The organism is Vogesella urethralis (assembly GCF_007644045.2).
GTDB classification, from domain to species: domain Bacteria; phylum Pseudomonadota; class Gammaproteobacteria; order Burkholderiales; family Chromobacteriaceae; genus Vogesella; species Vogesella urethralis.
The window spans coordinates 94,934-109,574 of sequence record NZ_VMDW02000066.1 but is presented as its reverse complement, the minus strand read 5'-3'; the positions used below and the strand labels follow the sequence as shown (position 1 = coordinate 109,574).

Below are 14,641 nucleotides of genomic sequence, written 5' to 3'. Positions count from 1 at the left end.
GTTTTTCGCGCATTGCCACCGCCAGACAAGCGCCGCCGCATCAAAAATAGCGGTAACAAGCCCTAGCTGGCATTAGCCGCGTCCGGCTGCCAACCGCCGCCCAGCACCTTGTACAGCGTGATACGGTTATTGGCATCGCTCAGTTGCAGGCTGATCAGCGCCTGCTCGGCGGCGTACAGGCTGCGCTGCGCGGTGAGCACGGTCAGGTAGCTGTCGGCACCAGCCTTGAAGCGCGCCTCGACCTGGGCAAAGGTCTGCCGGCTGCTGTCTACCAGCGCCTGCTGCGCCGCCAGCTGGCTGCGCATGGTGCCGCGCACCGCCAACGCGTCGGCCACCTCGCGGAAGGCGGTCTGCACCGTTTTATCGTAGCTGGCCACAGCCGACTGGTACGCCACGCGTGCGCTATCCACGCCGGCCTGCAGGCTGCCGCCGTCCAGCAAAGGCAGGCTCACCGACGGGCTGAACTGCCAGGCGCCGGCCCCGGCCTTGAACAAGCCGGACAGGTTGCTGCTGGCCAAGCCGGCGTTGGCGGTCAGCGAAATGCTGGGGAAGAACTTGGCACGGGCGGCGCCGATATTGGCGTTAGCTGCCTGCAACGCGTGTTCGCTTGCCACGATGTCGGGGCGGCGTTGCAGCAGCGCCGACGGCAAGCCGGCCGGCACCTCGGCCAGCGGCGTCATGTCGGCCAAGGCCTGCGGCTGCAAGGCGTCTTCCGGCAGTTGGCCGCCCAGCAGCAGGGCCAGCGCGTTACGGTCCTGCGCCACCTGCGCGGTATACGACGCCACGTCGATGTTGGCGCTCTGTACCGCGCTGCTGGCGGCGTACAGGTCCTGCCGCGTGGCGGCACCGGCGGCCAGCATGCGTTCGGTCAGCTGGTAGCTGGCCTGCTGCGTGGCCAGCGTTTTCTCGGCCAGCGCCAGCCGTTGCTGGTCGGCCTGCAGCGTCAGGTAAGCACTGGCCACCTCGGCCACCAGCGTCAGCCGTGCGCTGTGCTGGGTGGCTTCCTCGGCTAGGTAGCTTTGCAGCGCCTGCTCCTTCAGGCTGGCGACGCGGCCGAACAGGTCCAGCTCGTAGCTGCTGATGCCGACACTGAGGCTGTTGCTGTGGCTGATCACCGCCTTGCCGTTACCGGCGTTGGCTGACGTGCGTTTGGCGGTGCCGCTGCCGGCCAGCGCCAACGTGGGCCACTGCGCCGACGACTGGATCTGGTACTGCGCGCGCGCCGCTTCCACATTCAGCGTGGCCACGCGCAGGTCGCGGTTTTCGGCCAGCGCCACGCGGATCAGCTGTTGCAGGCGGGCGTCGGTAAAGAACTGCGGCCAACCTGGCAGCTCGCCTTCGCTGCGGGTGGCAGCCGGCAGCTGCTGGTAGGCCGGGCCGGCGGGCCACTGGGCCGCTACCGGGCTGGCCGGGGTCTGGTAAGCCGGCATCAGCGAGCAGCCGGCCAGCAAGGCCAGCAGCACGCTGGCGGCAACGGGGGTCATGCGGCGCATCATGCCTGCTCCTCCGCGTGGGGGTTGACGGATGCCGGGGCCGGCGGGAAGCGGCGACGCATCACCACAAAGAACACCGGCACCAGGAAGATGGCCAGCACGGTGGCCGAGATCATGCCGCCCATCACACCGGTACCCAGCGCGTTCTGGCTGCCGGAGCCGGCACCGCTGCTGGTTACCAGCGGCAGGATGCCGAGGATGAAGGCCAGCGAGGTCATCAAAATCGGGCGCAAACGCATGCGCACCGCCTCCAGCGTGGCGGCCACCAGCTCCATGCCCTGCTCTTGCAGCTCCTTGGCAAATTCCACGATCAGGATGGCGTTCTTGGCCGACAAACCGATGGTGGCCAGCAGGCCCACCTGGAAGTACACGTCGTTGGACAGCCCGCGCATGCCGGCGGCCAGCAAGGCGCCGATCACTCCCAGCGGCACCACCATCATCACGGCAAATGGTACCGACCAGCTTTCGTACAGCGCCGCCAGCGACAGGAACACGATCAGCAGCGAGATGGCGTACAGCATCGGCGCCTGCGAGCCGGACAAGCGCTCTTCGTACGACAGGCCGGTCCACTCGTAACCGATACCGGCCGGCAGGCGCGCCGCCAGGCGTTCCATCTCGGCCATCGCCTGGCCGGTACTCACCCCGGCTGCGGGCGAACCCTGGATTTCCAGCGACGACTGGCCGTTGTAGCGCTCCAGCTTGGGCGAGCCGTAGGTCCAGTGCGAGGTGGCAAAGGCGGAGAACGGCACCATGCTGCCGCTGCTGTTGCGCACGAACCATTTGTTCAGGTCTTCCGGCGCCATGCGGTACGGGGCATCGGCTTGCAGGTACACCTTCTTGATGCGGCCACGGTCGACAAAGTCGTTGACGTAGCGCGAGCCCCACGCGGTGCTGAGCGTGTTGTTGATGTCGCTGTCGGCAATGCCCAGCGCGTTGGCTTTTTCATGGTCGATGTCCAGCTGGTACTGCGGCGCATCGCTCTGGCCGTTGGGGCGCACGCCGCTCAACAGCTTGCTTTGCGCTGCCATGCCCAGCAGTTGGCCGCGCGCCGCCACCAGCGCCTCGTGGCCCACGCCGCTGCGGTCTACCAGCTGCAGGTTGAAGCCGCTGGCGTTGCCCAGCTCCATCACCGCCGGCGGGGCAAAGGCAAACACACTGGCCTCGCGCCACTGGCCGAAGGTCTTCATCGCACGGCCCAGCACCGCTTTGACGCTGAGGTCGCCACGCGTGCGCTCGCTCCACGGTTTCAGCTGCACAAAGCCGATACCCATGTTCTGGCCGCTACCGGCAAAGCTGAAGCCGGACACGGTGAACAGCGACTTCACCGCCGGGTCTTTCAGGTAATGCTCGCGCACCTTGTCCAGTACCGCGTCGGTGCGTTCCTTGGTGGCGCCGGACGGCAGCTGGATGGAGGTAAACAGCACACCCTGGTCTTCGTCCGGCAGGAAGGCGGTAGGCAAGCGCAGGAACAGCACGCTCATGGCGGCAATAATGGCCAGGTACACCACCATGGCACGGCCGCTACGGCGCAGGATGCGGCCAACCATGCCCTGATAGTGCTCGCTGCTGCGGTCGAAGCTGCGGTTGAACCAGCCAAAGAAGCCGGTGTACTCGTGGCCGTGACCGTGGCCCTTGCTGACCGGTTTGAGCAGCGTGGCGCACAGCGCCGGGGTGAGGATCATCGCCACCAGCACCGACAGCACCATCGACGACACCACGGTTACCGAGAACTGGCGGTAGATCACGCCGGTAGAGCCGCCAAAGAAGGCCATCGGCACAAAGACCGCCGCCAGTACCAGCGCAATGCCGATCAGCGCCCCGGTGATCTGGCCCATCGATTTGCGGGTGGCCTCGCGCGGCGGCAGGCCCTCCTCGTTCATCACCCGCTCCACGTTTTCCACCACCACAATGGCATCGTCCACCAGCAAGCCGATGGCCAGCACCATGCCGAACATGGTGAGCGTGTTGATGCTGAAGCCCAGCGCCGCCATCACGCCAAAGGTGCCCAGCAGCACCACCGGTACCGCGATGGTGGGGATCAGCGTGGCGCGGAAGTTCTGCAGGAACACGTACATCACCACAAACACCAGCACCACCGCCTCGGCCAGCGTTTTCACCACTTCTTCGATCGAAATCTTCACGAAGGGGGTGGTGTCGTACGGGTACACCACCTTCAGGCCTTTGGGAAAGAAACCCGACATCTCGGCCACCTTGGCGCGCACCGCCTCGGCGGTGTCCAGCGCGTTGGCGCCGCTGGCCAGCTTGATGGCGATACCGGCCGACGGCTTGCCGTTGAAACTGGACTGCGTGCGGTAGCTTTCGGCGCCCAGCTCGATACGGGCCACGTCGCGCAGCAGCACGCGCGAACCGTCGGCGTTCACCTTCAGCAGGATCTTGCCAAACGCTTCCGGCGACGACAGTCGCGTTTGCGCCACGATGGTGGCGTTCAGCTGCTGGCCCGGCGCTGCAGGCAAGCCGCCCAGCTGGCCGGCCGACACCTGGGTGTTCTGGTCCGAAATGGCGCTGCTGACGTCCGACGTGGTGAGCTGGTAGCTATTGAGCTTGTTCGGGTCCAGCCAGATGCGCATCGCGTACTTGGAGCCGAACAGCGTGACCTCGCCCACGCCGCTGACACGGCTGAGCGTGTCCTGCAGGTTGGTGGACACGTAGTCGCTGATGTCGGTGGCGTTCATGCTGCCGTCTTCCGACACGAAGCCCACCACCATCAGGAAGTTGCGCGCCGACTTGGTGACCGTCACGCCCTGCTCCTGCACCGCCGAAGGCAGCGACGACAGCGCCGACTGCAGCTTGTTCTGCACCTGCACCTGGGCGATATCCGGGTTGGTGCCGGCGTTGAAAGTCAGCGTGATGGTGGCCCCGCCGTTGTCGTCGCTGCTGGACGACATATAGGTGAGGTTATCGATGCCCTGCATCTTCTGCTCGATGATCTGCGTCACCGAGTCTTCCACCGTCTTGGCAGACGCCCCCGGGTAGGTGGCGTTGATCGCCACTTGCGGCGGCGCAATGGTGGGGTACTGTGCCACCGGCAGACGCAGGATGGACAACACCCCGGCCAGCATGATCACGATGGCGATCACCCAGGCAAAAATGGGCCGGTCAATAAAGAATTTCGACATGCTGCCCCCTTAACCTGCCGCCGACGCGGCCGGCTTGCCGGCGGCCAACGGCACCGCTTTCACCGGTTTGCCGTCCTGCGCTTTTTGCAGGCCTTCCACGATCACGCGGTCGCCGATCTTCAGGCCGTCGTCCACCAGCCAGTTGGCGCCAACGGTCTGGCTGGTGCGGATCACCCGCAGCTGCGCCTTGCCGTCCTGCCCCACCAGCAACACGGTGGGCTCGCCCTTCTGGTTGCGCGATACCGCCGCCTGCGGCACCAGGATGGCGTTGCGCCGCACGCCCTGGCTCAGCCGGGCGCGCACGAACATGCCCGGCAACAGCTCGCCCTGCGGGTTGGCCACGGTGGCGCGCAGCAACACCATGCCGGTGCTGCTATCCACCGTCACGTCGGAAAACGCCAGCTTGCCCGGCTGCGGGTACACGCTGCCGTCTTCCAGCACCAGCTGCACGCTGGCCGTGCCGTCCTGCAGCTTGCCGCTGGCAAAGTCGCGGCGCAGGCGCAGCAGCTCGGTGCTGCTTTGCGTCATGTCCACGTACACGGTGGACAGCTGCTGCACGGTGGCCAGTGCCGTGGTCTGGTTGGCGGTGACCAGGGCGCCCTCGGTCACCAGCGATTTGCCGATGCGGCCGCTAACCGGTGCGGTAATGCGGGTATGCACCAGGTTGATGCGCGCGGTGTTGAGGTCGGCGCGCGCGGCCTGGGTGGTAGCGCGGGCTTGCTGCAGCGTGGCACGGGCGTCTTCTTCGTCCTGCTCGCTCACCGCCTTGATCTTCACCAGCTCGGCGTAGCGGCGGGCTTTCTGCTCGGCGGCCACCTGGGCCGCCTCAGCCTTGGCCAGCGCGGCGGCGGCGGTGTCGTACGCCGCCTGGTAGCTATCGGGGTTGATCTGGTACAGCAGCTGGCCGGCCTGCACCTGGCTGCCTTCGGCAAACAGGCGTTTCTGGATCAGGCCGGTCACCTGCGGGCGGATATCAGCTACCGTCAGCGCGCTCACGCGGGCTGGCAGCTCTTTGCTCAGCGTGGTGTCCTGCCCCTGCAGGGTCAGGTAGGCCACGCTGGCGGGCAGATTGGCGGGGGCGCCGCCCTGGGCAGCGTCGGGTTGGCCGCAACTGCTGAGTGCGACCGCCACGGTCAGGGCGAGTACGGCACGGCGGGCCGAGTGTCGGGAGGAAATGGGCATGGCAAGCTTCCGGTATGAATGCGGCGTTTCTGGCGTTATTTGCTTACAGATGAAAAAGTCACGTAGGTAACAATTTATCGAAAAAATAACCAGACCGCAGCGTTCAATTATTAACATTTGCGAATTCTTCGCATTGGCTGCTACGTAGCCGATACACGGCGTACCACGCCACGCATCAGCAAAAAAAGACACAAGCTCACGCCTGTGTCGAATGGGAGGGAATAGCAAAAGGTGGCTAGGGGCCGGGTCGGGTTAACGGACACATGCCTGCTCGCCAAGCCGACCCGGCCGCCAGCCGGTAACAACACTCAGTCGATGTAGCGCAGGCCGGCGGCGGCCAACGGTTCGCGCATCTGGTACATGTCCAGCCCCAGCACCCCGGTGGCCAACTGCGCACGCTTGGCGGTTTCGTTGTCCTCGCGCGCCTGGGCGGCGTCGGCTACCTGCTGCGCCATGGCGGCCGGCACCACTACCACACCGTCGGTATCGGCAATCACCACGTCACCGGGGTTGACCAGCGCGCCGGCGCAGATCACCGGAATGTTCACCGAACCCGGCGTGGCCTTGATGGTGCCCTTGGCGCTGATGGCCTTGCTGAACACCGGGAAGCCCATTTTTTCCAGCTCGTCCACGTCGCGCACGCCGCCATCGATGATCAGGCCCTGTGCGCCGCGCGCCTGGAAGCTGGTGGCCAGCAGGTCGCCGAAGAAGCCGTCGCTGTTGTCGGCGGTGCAGGCTGCAACGACCACGTCGCCCGGCTGCAGCTGTTCGGCGGCGACGTGCATCATCCAGTTGTCGCCAGGTTGCAGCAGCACGGTGACGGCGGTGCCGCAGCAACGGGCGCCCTTGAACACCGGGCGGATATGGGGCTGCAGCAACCCTACCCGGCCCATCGCTTCGTGAATGGTGGCCACGCCAAAGCGCGACAGGTGCGCCACGGCCGCCGGGTCGGCACGTTCGATACGGCGTTTGACGACGCCCAGCTGGTTCAGTGTGCTCATGGTGTGCTCCTTACTTGCCCTTGGCCTTCAGCGCGGCGTCCAGACGCGGGTAGACGCGGCGGGCGTTGCCTTCGTAAATCAGGTGGCGTTCTTCTGCAGTCAGGTTGGCCGCATCGATGTAACGCTTGGTGTCGTCGTAGTAGTGGCCGGTCTCCGGGTCGATACCGCGCACGGCGCCGATCATCTCGGAAGCAAACAGCACGTTTTCTACCGGGATGACACGGGTCAGCAGGTCGATGCCGGGCTGGTGGTAAACGCAGGTGTCAAAGAAAATGTTGTTCAGCAGGTGCTCGCCCAGTAGCGGCTTTTTCAGCTCCTGCGCCAGGCCACGGAAGCGGCCCCAGTGGTACGGCACCGCGCCGCCACCGTGCGGAATGACGAACTTCAGCGTCGGGAAGTCGCGGAACAGGTCGGAGGTGAGGCACTGCATGAAGGCGGTGGTATCCGCGTTCAGATAGTGGGCGCCGGTGGTATGGAAGGCGCAGTTGCAGCTGGTGGACACGTGGATCATGGCCGGAATGTCGAGCTCCACCATCTTTTCGTAAACCGGGTACCAGTGGCGGTCGGACAGCGGCGGGCTGGTCCAGTGGCCGCCGGACGGGTCGGGGTTCAGGTTGATGCCGACAAAGCCGTACTCTTTCACGCACTGTTCGATCTCGCGCAGGCAGGTTGCCGGGTCAACGCCCGGGCTTTGCGGCAGCATGGCCGCGCCGACAAAATGATCGGGAAACAGCTGGCTGACGCGGTAGCACAGCTCGTTGCAGATGGCCGCCCAGGTGGCACTGGTGTTGTAGTCGCCAATGTGGTGCGCCATGAAGCTGGCACGCGGGCTGAAGATGGTCAGGTCGGCACCGCGCTGCTTCATCAGGCGCAGCTGGTTCTGCTCGATACTGTCGCGCAGTTCGTCGTCGCTGATTTTCAGCTCGCTGGGCTTGGGGCCCAGCGCCGGGGTGGCCAGATTGTCGATCTGGCGCTTGCGCCAGTCTTCCAGCGCTTTGGGGGCCGTGGTGTAGTGGCCGTGAATGTCGATGATCATGATGCTTGCCTGTGGCTCAGTTTTGTTGCTTATCCCAGCCCTCGCCGCCGCCCTGCTTGCCGGTCACCGAGTACAGGGCATTGGGGGCGTTACGGGTGGCCTGGAAGGCTTCCAGGGTCTGGCCGCGCATGGCGGCGTAGATGTGCAGGTTGGATACGCCCACCACGGCGCCCAGTTTTTCCAGGCCGAAGAAGATGCAGCCGTAGCGGATCAAACCGTCCCAGTCGCGCTGGCGCAGCAGGTTGCGCTCCTCCTCGCTGAGGCCGGCGGCGTCGAACGAGGCCTCCGGCTCGGCCAAGAAGCGCTCGCGGTGCGCCGGGTAGATCATGTCGTGCAGGTAGCGGTTGAGGCGGTAGGCACGGTGGCTAACCGCCAGCGTGAACGGGTGGGTGCCGGCCAGGTTTTCGGCGCCGGCCAGCTCGCGTTCCATGGCGTGGCGCAGGTCGGCCGTGCGCGCCTTGGGCAGCGCCACGTCGGCGTTTTCGTAGATGGCGGTGGCAATGCCGGTCATCGACGGCAGGTAGTAAGTCTGGTGGATCTTCTTCACCTGAGCCGACAGCGCACCGCGCATGATCAGCCACATGATCACCTCGGCACCTTCCATGCCGCCCAGCTCGGCGTAATCGGCCAGCGTCAGACGGGTGAGCGCCTGCGGGTCTTTCTCGAACAGCTCGAGGAACTGCAGGTCCCACTCGGTATTGTTGAAGCCGCAGCGTGCGCCGTGCACCTGGTGCGACAGGCCGCCAGTGGCCACAATCGCCACTTTCAGGTCGGCCGGGTAGCTCTCGATAGCGTCACGCAGCGCCTTGCCCAGCTTGTAGCAGCGCGCGGCCGACGGCACCGGGAACTGCAGCACACCCACCGCCAGCGGCACGATGGGGGTATCCCAGGCGTTGTCGCTGCGGTTGAGCATGGACAGCGGCGACAGGCAGCCGTGGTCCAGCGCCTTGTCCTGGAAGAACGACATGTCGAACTCGGCCGCCATCAGGCTGGCGCCGACGTGCTGCGCCAATGCGGCATGGCCGGTGACCGGTGGCAAGTTGCGCGGGCCACCGCCCTCATCCGCCACCGCGTACTGGCTGTCTACGCCGAGGGTAAACGCCGAGTAATGGTCGAAGAAGAACGAGGTAACGTGATCGTTGTAGATCATGAACAGCACGTCAGGCTTTTTCTCCGCCAGCCAGGTTTTTACCGGGCCAAAGGCTTCAAAGATCGGCGCCCAGACCGGGTCGTCCTGTTTGTTGCGGTCGACTGCGAAGCCGATGGTGGGCGTATGCGAGCAGGCGATACCGCCAATGATGGTTGCCATGATGCAAGGGTCTCCGTAGAGGCGGCCGGCGGCCGCCGTAGCCAGGGGATGGCAGGTGGTTCAGTGTGCGGCGTCTCGGCTGCGGCTACCCAGGATGGCCAGGGCGGCGATGGCGGCCGGAATCGCCAGTGTCAGGAAAATGGCCTGGAAGCCCCAGCCGGTGCTGAGCAGGAAGCCGCCGATGGACGAACCCAGAATGCTGCCCAGGCGGCCAACCCCCAGCATCCAGCTCACGCCGGTAGCACGCGCCATGGTGGGGTAGCAGCCCGGGGCATACGCGTTAAGGCCGGTCTGGGCGCCGCTGAGGCAGAAGCCGGTAAGCAGGATCACCAGCACAATCCATTCCGACGTCAGGCCGCTGATAGCCAGTACCACCAGCGCAACGGCCCCCATCAGGTAAGACAAGCTGATGGCACGGCCCGCGCCGATGCGGTCCATGGCCAGGCCCACCAGCAGGCCACCCACGGTGCCCCCCAGCTGGAACATGGCGGTCAGCATGGAAGCACGGTCAATGCTGAGGCCGGCGTCTTTCATCATGGTAGGCAGCCAGCTGGTGGACAGGTAAATCACCAGCAGGCCCATGAAATAGGTGAGCCACAGGCTGACGGTACGCAGGCTGTACCCCTTGGAAAACAGCACACCCAGCGGTTGCTTGGCGGCTACCGGGCCTTCATTCAGTACAAAGCTCTGCCAGCGGTCCAGGTTCTCGCGGCAAACGCGGGCCAGTACGCTGCGGATACGCTCGGCCGGCGCCTGGCGCACTACCAGGTAACGCGCCGATTCGGGCAGGTAAAAGTACAGCAGTGGCAGCAGCAGCAAGGGCATGGTGCCGCCAAAGGTCAGCACTGCCTGCCAGCCGTAGCGCGGCGTGATGTAGGCCGCGGCAAAACCGATAGCCGCCGAGCCAAGGTTGAAACCGGTGAACATGGCGGCAATCACGCTGGAGCGGATGCGTTCCGGCACGTATTCGGACATCAGCGTACTGGCGTTGGGCATGGCAGCCCCCAGCGCCAGGCCGGTGACAAAGCGCAGGATGGCCATGCTGTGCAGACTATTGGCGTGCGCGGTCGCCAGCGTAGCCAGACCGAACGCGGTTACCGAGGCCAGCAGCACTTTGCGGCGGCCGAACCAGTCCGACGATGACCCCGCCAGCAAGGCACCGATCGCCAAGCCGATCGGCGCCGCCCCCATCACCATGCCGAAGGCCGGTTTGGAAATGCCCCACTCGGCAATGATGCTGGGTGCCACAAAGCCCATGATGGCCACGTCCATGCCATCTGCCGCCACGATGAGGAAACACAGCAATACCAGCCACCATTGGTAGCCGGACATCTTGCGCTCGTTGATGAATTCCCGGACATCCAGGACGCCTGTCTGGCTCATGTTGATTCTCCACTCTCTTTATGTGCTGTGACCGGTTTTGACCGGTTCGCAAGGCGCACCCTTATTGTGGGTGCATTGAAAAATGTGTCAGGGGATCAGCACCTCGCCGCGAAACAGCGCCCGGGCGGTGCGCAGCAAGGCCACCGCCGGGACGCCATCGTCCCCAGGGGTAAGCTGGATGGTGAACTCGCCGGTGGGGTGTTCTACCGAGAGGGCACCGTCTGCCGCCGGCGCGGCCAGCCCGTCACACACCGAGCCGGGCTGCGCGCAGACGGTGGCGACCGAGGCCGCACCCAGCACGCCGATGGCGTCGTGGCAGCGGTGCGGGATGAAAGTACGGGTGTGGATGGTGCCGCCGTCGCGCGGTGCCGACACCAGCGTCATCTTGGGCACCACCTTGCGTTGCACGTCGCCCAGCCCCATGCGCGGGCCGGCGGCCAACCTGATGGCCTCCAGGCGCTGGCGGAACGCCAGGTTGGCGTCCAGCTCGGCCGGGCTTTCATCGCCACGGATGCCCAGGTCGGCCGCACGCAGCACCACCACCGGCATGCCGTTATCCACGCAGCTGACTTCGACACCCTCGATGACGTCACGTACCGCACCGGTGGGGTACAAGGCACCGCAGCTGCTGCCGGCAATGCCGGTAAAGTGCAGTGCCAACGGCGCCGCCGTGCCCGGCACCCCGCTGATGCGCTGCGTACCGTGGTACACCGCCCCCGCATTGCTGCTGGGCACGCTGGCGGTACACAGGCCGCCGGTATTCACCATGCGGATGCGCACCGGCGTCATGCCCGGCAGGCTGGGCAGCAGGCCGGCATCCAGCGCAAACGGGCCGACAGCGGCCAGGATGTTGCCGCACGTGGGGGCGTAGTCGATGCGGTTTTCGCCGGCCACCACCTGGCCGAACAGGTAGTCCACATCCACACCGTCGACACTGCCAGGCGAGATGATGGCCAGCTTGGTCGTCAGCGGCGTGCCGCCGCCGATGCCATCGATCTGGCGACGGTCTTCACCGCCCATCGCCAGCAGCAACACACGGTCGCGCTCGGCCGGGTCGGCCGGCAGGTCGGCCGCATGAAAAAACGCCGCTTTGGACGTACCACCGCGCATCCAGACGCAGGGGATGGCACGCAAATCGGAGGCAGAACGGAAGGGGGTCATGGCACACGGCAAGCAGAAAAAGAATGACCCCCACTATAAAAACTGCCCGTACCCCCCGCGTTGCCCTATCGTGACTTTGCCTTCCAATTTTGTGTCACCATGAACAACAGCGGCAGCATTCCGATATAAACTGCTTTCCAATCAAGCCACTAGCTCACCACAACACAGGAAATGTGATGCTGAATACACGCCAGCTGCCACTGGACGAGGTGTTGCGCTATCTGCGCGACTTCATTGCTGTTGCCCGCCAGGGCAGCATTGCACGGGCTGCCGAACACCTGTTCAAGGCGCCCTCGGCGGTGACGCGCTCCATCTTGCAACTGGAAGGCATCCTGGGTTGCACGCTGTTTGAACGCCAGCCGCGCGGCATGCTGCTCAACCGCTACGGCGACACGGTACTGACGCGGGCGCTGCGTATCCAGCAAGAGCTGGAGCGGGCGGCGGCCAACCTTGGGCCGGCCGCCGCACACAAGCTGGCACCGCTCACCCAGTTGCTGATGGGGGGGCACAAATTGCAGTTGTTCGTGGCGCTGGCCGAATGCCGCCAGATCAGTGTGGCCGCGCAGCAGCTGGGCTTGTCGCGCTCGGCCATCGGCATGTCGCTGAACCGGCTGGAAGAGTCACTGGGCGTGACGCTGTTTCAACGCATGGGGCAAGGTTTGCTGGTGAATGACCAAGGCGCGCGCCTGCTGCGCCACGCCAAACTGGCTCTGGCCGAGGTGCGCCACATCCACGCCGATCTGTCTGCGCTGGACGGCTGCTTGCGTGGTACCGTCACCGTGGGCGCGCTGCCGCTGTGCCGTACCAGGCTGTTGCCGCTAGCCATCGCCCGCGTGCTGGCCAACCACCCGCAACTGGACATCCGCACGCTGGAAAGCCCATACGATGAGCTGGCGCGCGGCTTGCGGCACGGCGACGTGGACTGCATTGTCGGCGCCATCCGGCACGATGCCGGGCAGGACCTGCGTGGCGAGCCGCTGTTCAACGACCATGTCGGCGTGTTTTGCCGCCGTGGCCATCCGCTCGCCCGTCAGCGGCAGGCGCAGGACATCCGCACCCTCGCCAACGCCGCCTGGATCTTGCCGCGCCAAGATTCGCCAGCACGACAGGTACTGCACCGTGCCTGTGCCACGGCCGGGCTGCCACCGTTGCAACCGTCGGTAGAAACCGGCGACCTGGCCATCATGCGGCACCTGCTGGGCACCACCGACCTGATCACCGCCTGCTCGCCCTACCAGCTGCACTACGAGCTGGAAACCGGCGAGGTGGCCGCCTTAGCGGTGACGCTGGGCGATACCCGACGCGAAATCGGCCTTACCCAACGGCGTGGCAGCTTGCCTTCTCCGGCGGTAGAAGCCCTGCTTAGCGCGCTGCGCGAGGTCGCACGGCAGCACTTTCTGCAGCCTCCAGGCATGGTGGCGGCGCTGCCATAAGCGTGCTTCAGGCCGGAATGGCCACGATCACGCTGCTGGCCTTGAACAGCGCCACGGCAGGCTGGCCGGGCTGCAGCGCCAGCGCTTCGCCGCTGTCGTGGGTGATGATGGCGGCCACGCTGGCGCCGCCGCCCAGCGCCAGCGTGACTTCGGTGCTGACCGCGCCGGGCAGCACCCGCGTGACGGTACCGGCAAGCTGGTTGCGGGCCGAAAAGCGGGCAGCGGCGGTATCGGTGGCCAGGATGATGGACGAGGCCTTGACCAGGGCAAAGGCTTCCACGCCGGGGGCCAGCCCCAGGCTGTCGCGGCTGTCGCGGGTGACGGTGGCGACGATGTGCAGCCCGGTCGCGGTTTGCAGCGTCACTTCGTCGTTGACCACGCCGTCTTTCACGCTCAGCACCTTGCCCAGAAACTGGTTCCGCGCACTGCTCTTCATCGCCATCCTCCGGATCAGCACATAATCGTCGGCCAGGCCGCCGGCCTGCGTGGCCAACTGCCGCATGAACGCCTGGTGTTCGCGTTGCAGCGTCAGGTAGTTATCCAGCAATTGCTGGCCGCGTGCGGTCAGCCGCGTACCGCCGCCGCCTTTGCCGCCGGCCACGCGCGCCACCAGCGGCTCGCCCGCCAGCGTGTTCATGGCGTCGATGGCGTCCCAGGCGGTCTTGTAACTCATCGGCACCGCCTTGGCGGCCTGGCTGATGGAGCCGCAGTCGGCAATGCAGGCCAGCAGCCGCATGCGGTCGTCGCCGCCAAAGTGCTGGCCGTCTACCGTCATCCATAGCGAGCCTTGTACGGTAATGGTGTTGTCTTGTTGCGGCATGGTACTCATCCGTTCATGGCGCGGCGACGCGGCCGTCGCGCAGCGCCAGCACGTGGTCGCCGAATTGCGCCACGTCGTCGTGATCATGGGTAATCAGCAGCATCGGCAGCTGCAGGCGCCGCTGCAGCGTGTCCAGCTCCTGACGCAGGCTGGCGCGCAGGGCCGGGTCCAGCGCGGCAAACGGTTCGTCCAGCAGCAGTACTTGCGGCCGAGCCACGATGGCACGCGCCAGTGCCACCCGCTGCCGCTGGCCGCCGGATAGCTGCTCGGGCAGTTGCTGCGCCAGCTCGCTCAGGCCGAACGTGGCCAGGCACTGCTCTACCTCGGCCAGGCGGGTGTGGCGCCAAGGGTTCAGCCAGCCGCGCTGCAGGCCGAACAGCACGTTCTGGCGCACGTTCAGGTGCGGAAACAGCGCGTAATCCTGGAACAGGTAGCCACAGCGCCGCGCTTGTGGCGACAGCCGGATGCCGGCCGCGGCGTCGAACAGCGTGCGCCCGCCAATGCGGATATGGCCGCCGTCGGGCTGCATCAGGCCGGCGATGGCTTGCAGGGTCTGGCTTTTGCCGGCACCGGACGGGCCATGGATGACGACGCGCTGGCTGTCGCTGCGCAGCGTGACGTGCAGCCGGAAATGGCGGCTGCCGGCGCGCAGGGTCTTATGGAAATCGATATCGAACAGCATGCCG

At 65.8% G+C, this 14,641-nt stretch carries 11 protein-coding genes; 1 reads left to right on the top strand and 10 read right to left on the bottom strand.

Annotation, left to right across the window (positions count from 1 at the left end; all coding sequences use genetic code 11):
* Window positions 1–62 precede the first annotated feature (62 nt).
* The 8 genes from FLQ03_RS05845 to FLQ03_RS05810 all read right to left on the bottom strand — a co-directional run bounded on the left by FLQ03_RS05845 (window position 63) and on the right by FLQ03_RS05810 (window position 11,702).
* A complete protein-coding gene (locus tag FLQ03_RS05845; RefSeq protein ID WP_240802207.1) occupies window positions 63–1,496 on the bottom strand; it encodes an efflux transporter outer membrane subunit in 1,434 nt (477 codons plus the stop codon).
* On the bottom strand, window positions 1,493–4,630 hold the full coding sequence (locus tag FLQ03_RS05840; RefSeq protein WP_144372342.1) for an efflux RND transporter permease subunit: 3,138 nt from the start codon (window positions 4,628–4,630) through the stop codon (window positions 1,493–1,495). Before FLQ03_RS05840 ends, FLQ03_RS05845 begins: the two co-directional genes overlap by 4 nt.
* Before the next feature lie 9 nt (window positions 4,631–4,639).
* Window positions 4,640–5,812 carry an efflux RND transporter periplasmic adaptor subunit gene (locus FLQ03_RS05835; protein ID WP_144372341.1) on the bottom strand — a complete coding sequence of 391 codons (1,173 nt, stop codon included), beginning with the start codon at window positions 5,810–5,812 and terminating at the stop codon, window positions 4,640–4,642.
* A gap of 308 nt (window positions 5,813–6,120) precedes the next feature.
* Entirely contained in the window at window positions 6,121–6,813 is a 693-nt protein-coding gene (gene ligK / locus FLQ03_RS05830; protein ID WP_144372340.1) for a 4-carboxy-4-hydroxy-2-oxoadipate aldolase/oxaloacetate decarboxylase, read from the bottom strand.
* Between the two features lie 10 nt (window positions 6,814–6,823).
* Entirely contained in the window at window positions 6,824–7,849 is a 1,026-nt protein-coding gene (locus tag FLQ03_RS05825) for an amidohydrolase family protein (RefSeq protein WP_144372339.1), read from the bottom strand.
* Between the two features lie 16 nt (window positions 7,850–7,865).
* Window positions 7,866–9,158: a gallate dioxygenase gene (locus FLQ03_RS05820; protein WP_144372338.1), complete on the bottom strand. Its 1,293-nt coding sequence runs from the start codon at window positions 9,156–9,158 to the stop codon at window positions 7,866–7,868.
* 60 nt (window positions 9,159–9,218) lie between these two features.
* Complete coding sequence (locus FLQ03_RS05815; RefSeq protein WP_144372337.1) at window positions 9,219–10,541, bottom strand: MFS transporter; 1,323 nt, start codon at window positions 10,539–10,541, stop codon at window positions 9,219–9,221.
* Between the two features lie 87 nt (window positions 10,542–10,628).
* Complete coding sequence (locus FLQ03_RS05810) at window positions 10,629–11,702, bottom strand: 4-oxalomesaconate tautomerase (RefSeq protein WP_144372336.1); 1,074 nt, start codon at window positions 11,700–11,702, stop codon at window positions 10,629–10,631.
* 176 nt (window positions 11,703–11,878) lie between these two features.
* Here FLQ03_RS05810 and FLQ03_RS05805 point away from each other — a divergent pair, with 176 nt between their 5' ends.
* Window positions 11,879–13,135, top strand: a complete 1,257-nt coding sequence (locus tag FLQ03_RS05805; protein ID WP_144372335.1) for a LysR family transcriptional regulator — start codon at window positions 11,879–11,881, stop codon at window positions 13,133–13,135.
* Between the two features lie 7 nt (window positions 13,136–13,142).
* Here the strand turns inward: FLQ03_RS05805 and FLQ03_RS05800 are convergent, their stop codons facing one another.
* Together FLQ03_RS05800 and FLQ03_RS05795 are read right to left on the bottom strand one after the other, a co-directional pair.
* Window positions 13,143–13,955 carry a TOBE domain-containing protein gene (locus FLQ03_RS05800; protein ID WP_144372334.1) on the bottom strand — a complete coding sequence of 271 codons (813 nt, stop codon included), beginning with the start codon at window positions 13,953–13,955 and terminating at the stop codon, window positions 13,143–13,145.
* Window positions 13,956–13,968: 13 nt separating this feature from the next.
* Window positions 13,969–14,637 (bottom strand): ABC transporter ATP-binding protein, encoded by a 669-nt coding sequence (locus FLQ03_RS05795; protein ID WP_144372333.1) that lies wholly within the window; start codon window positions 14,635–14,637, stop codon window positions 13,969–13,971.
* Window positions 14,638–14,641 lie beyond the last annotated feature (4 nt).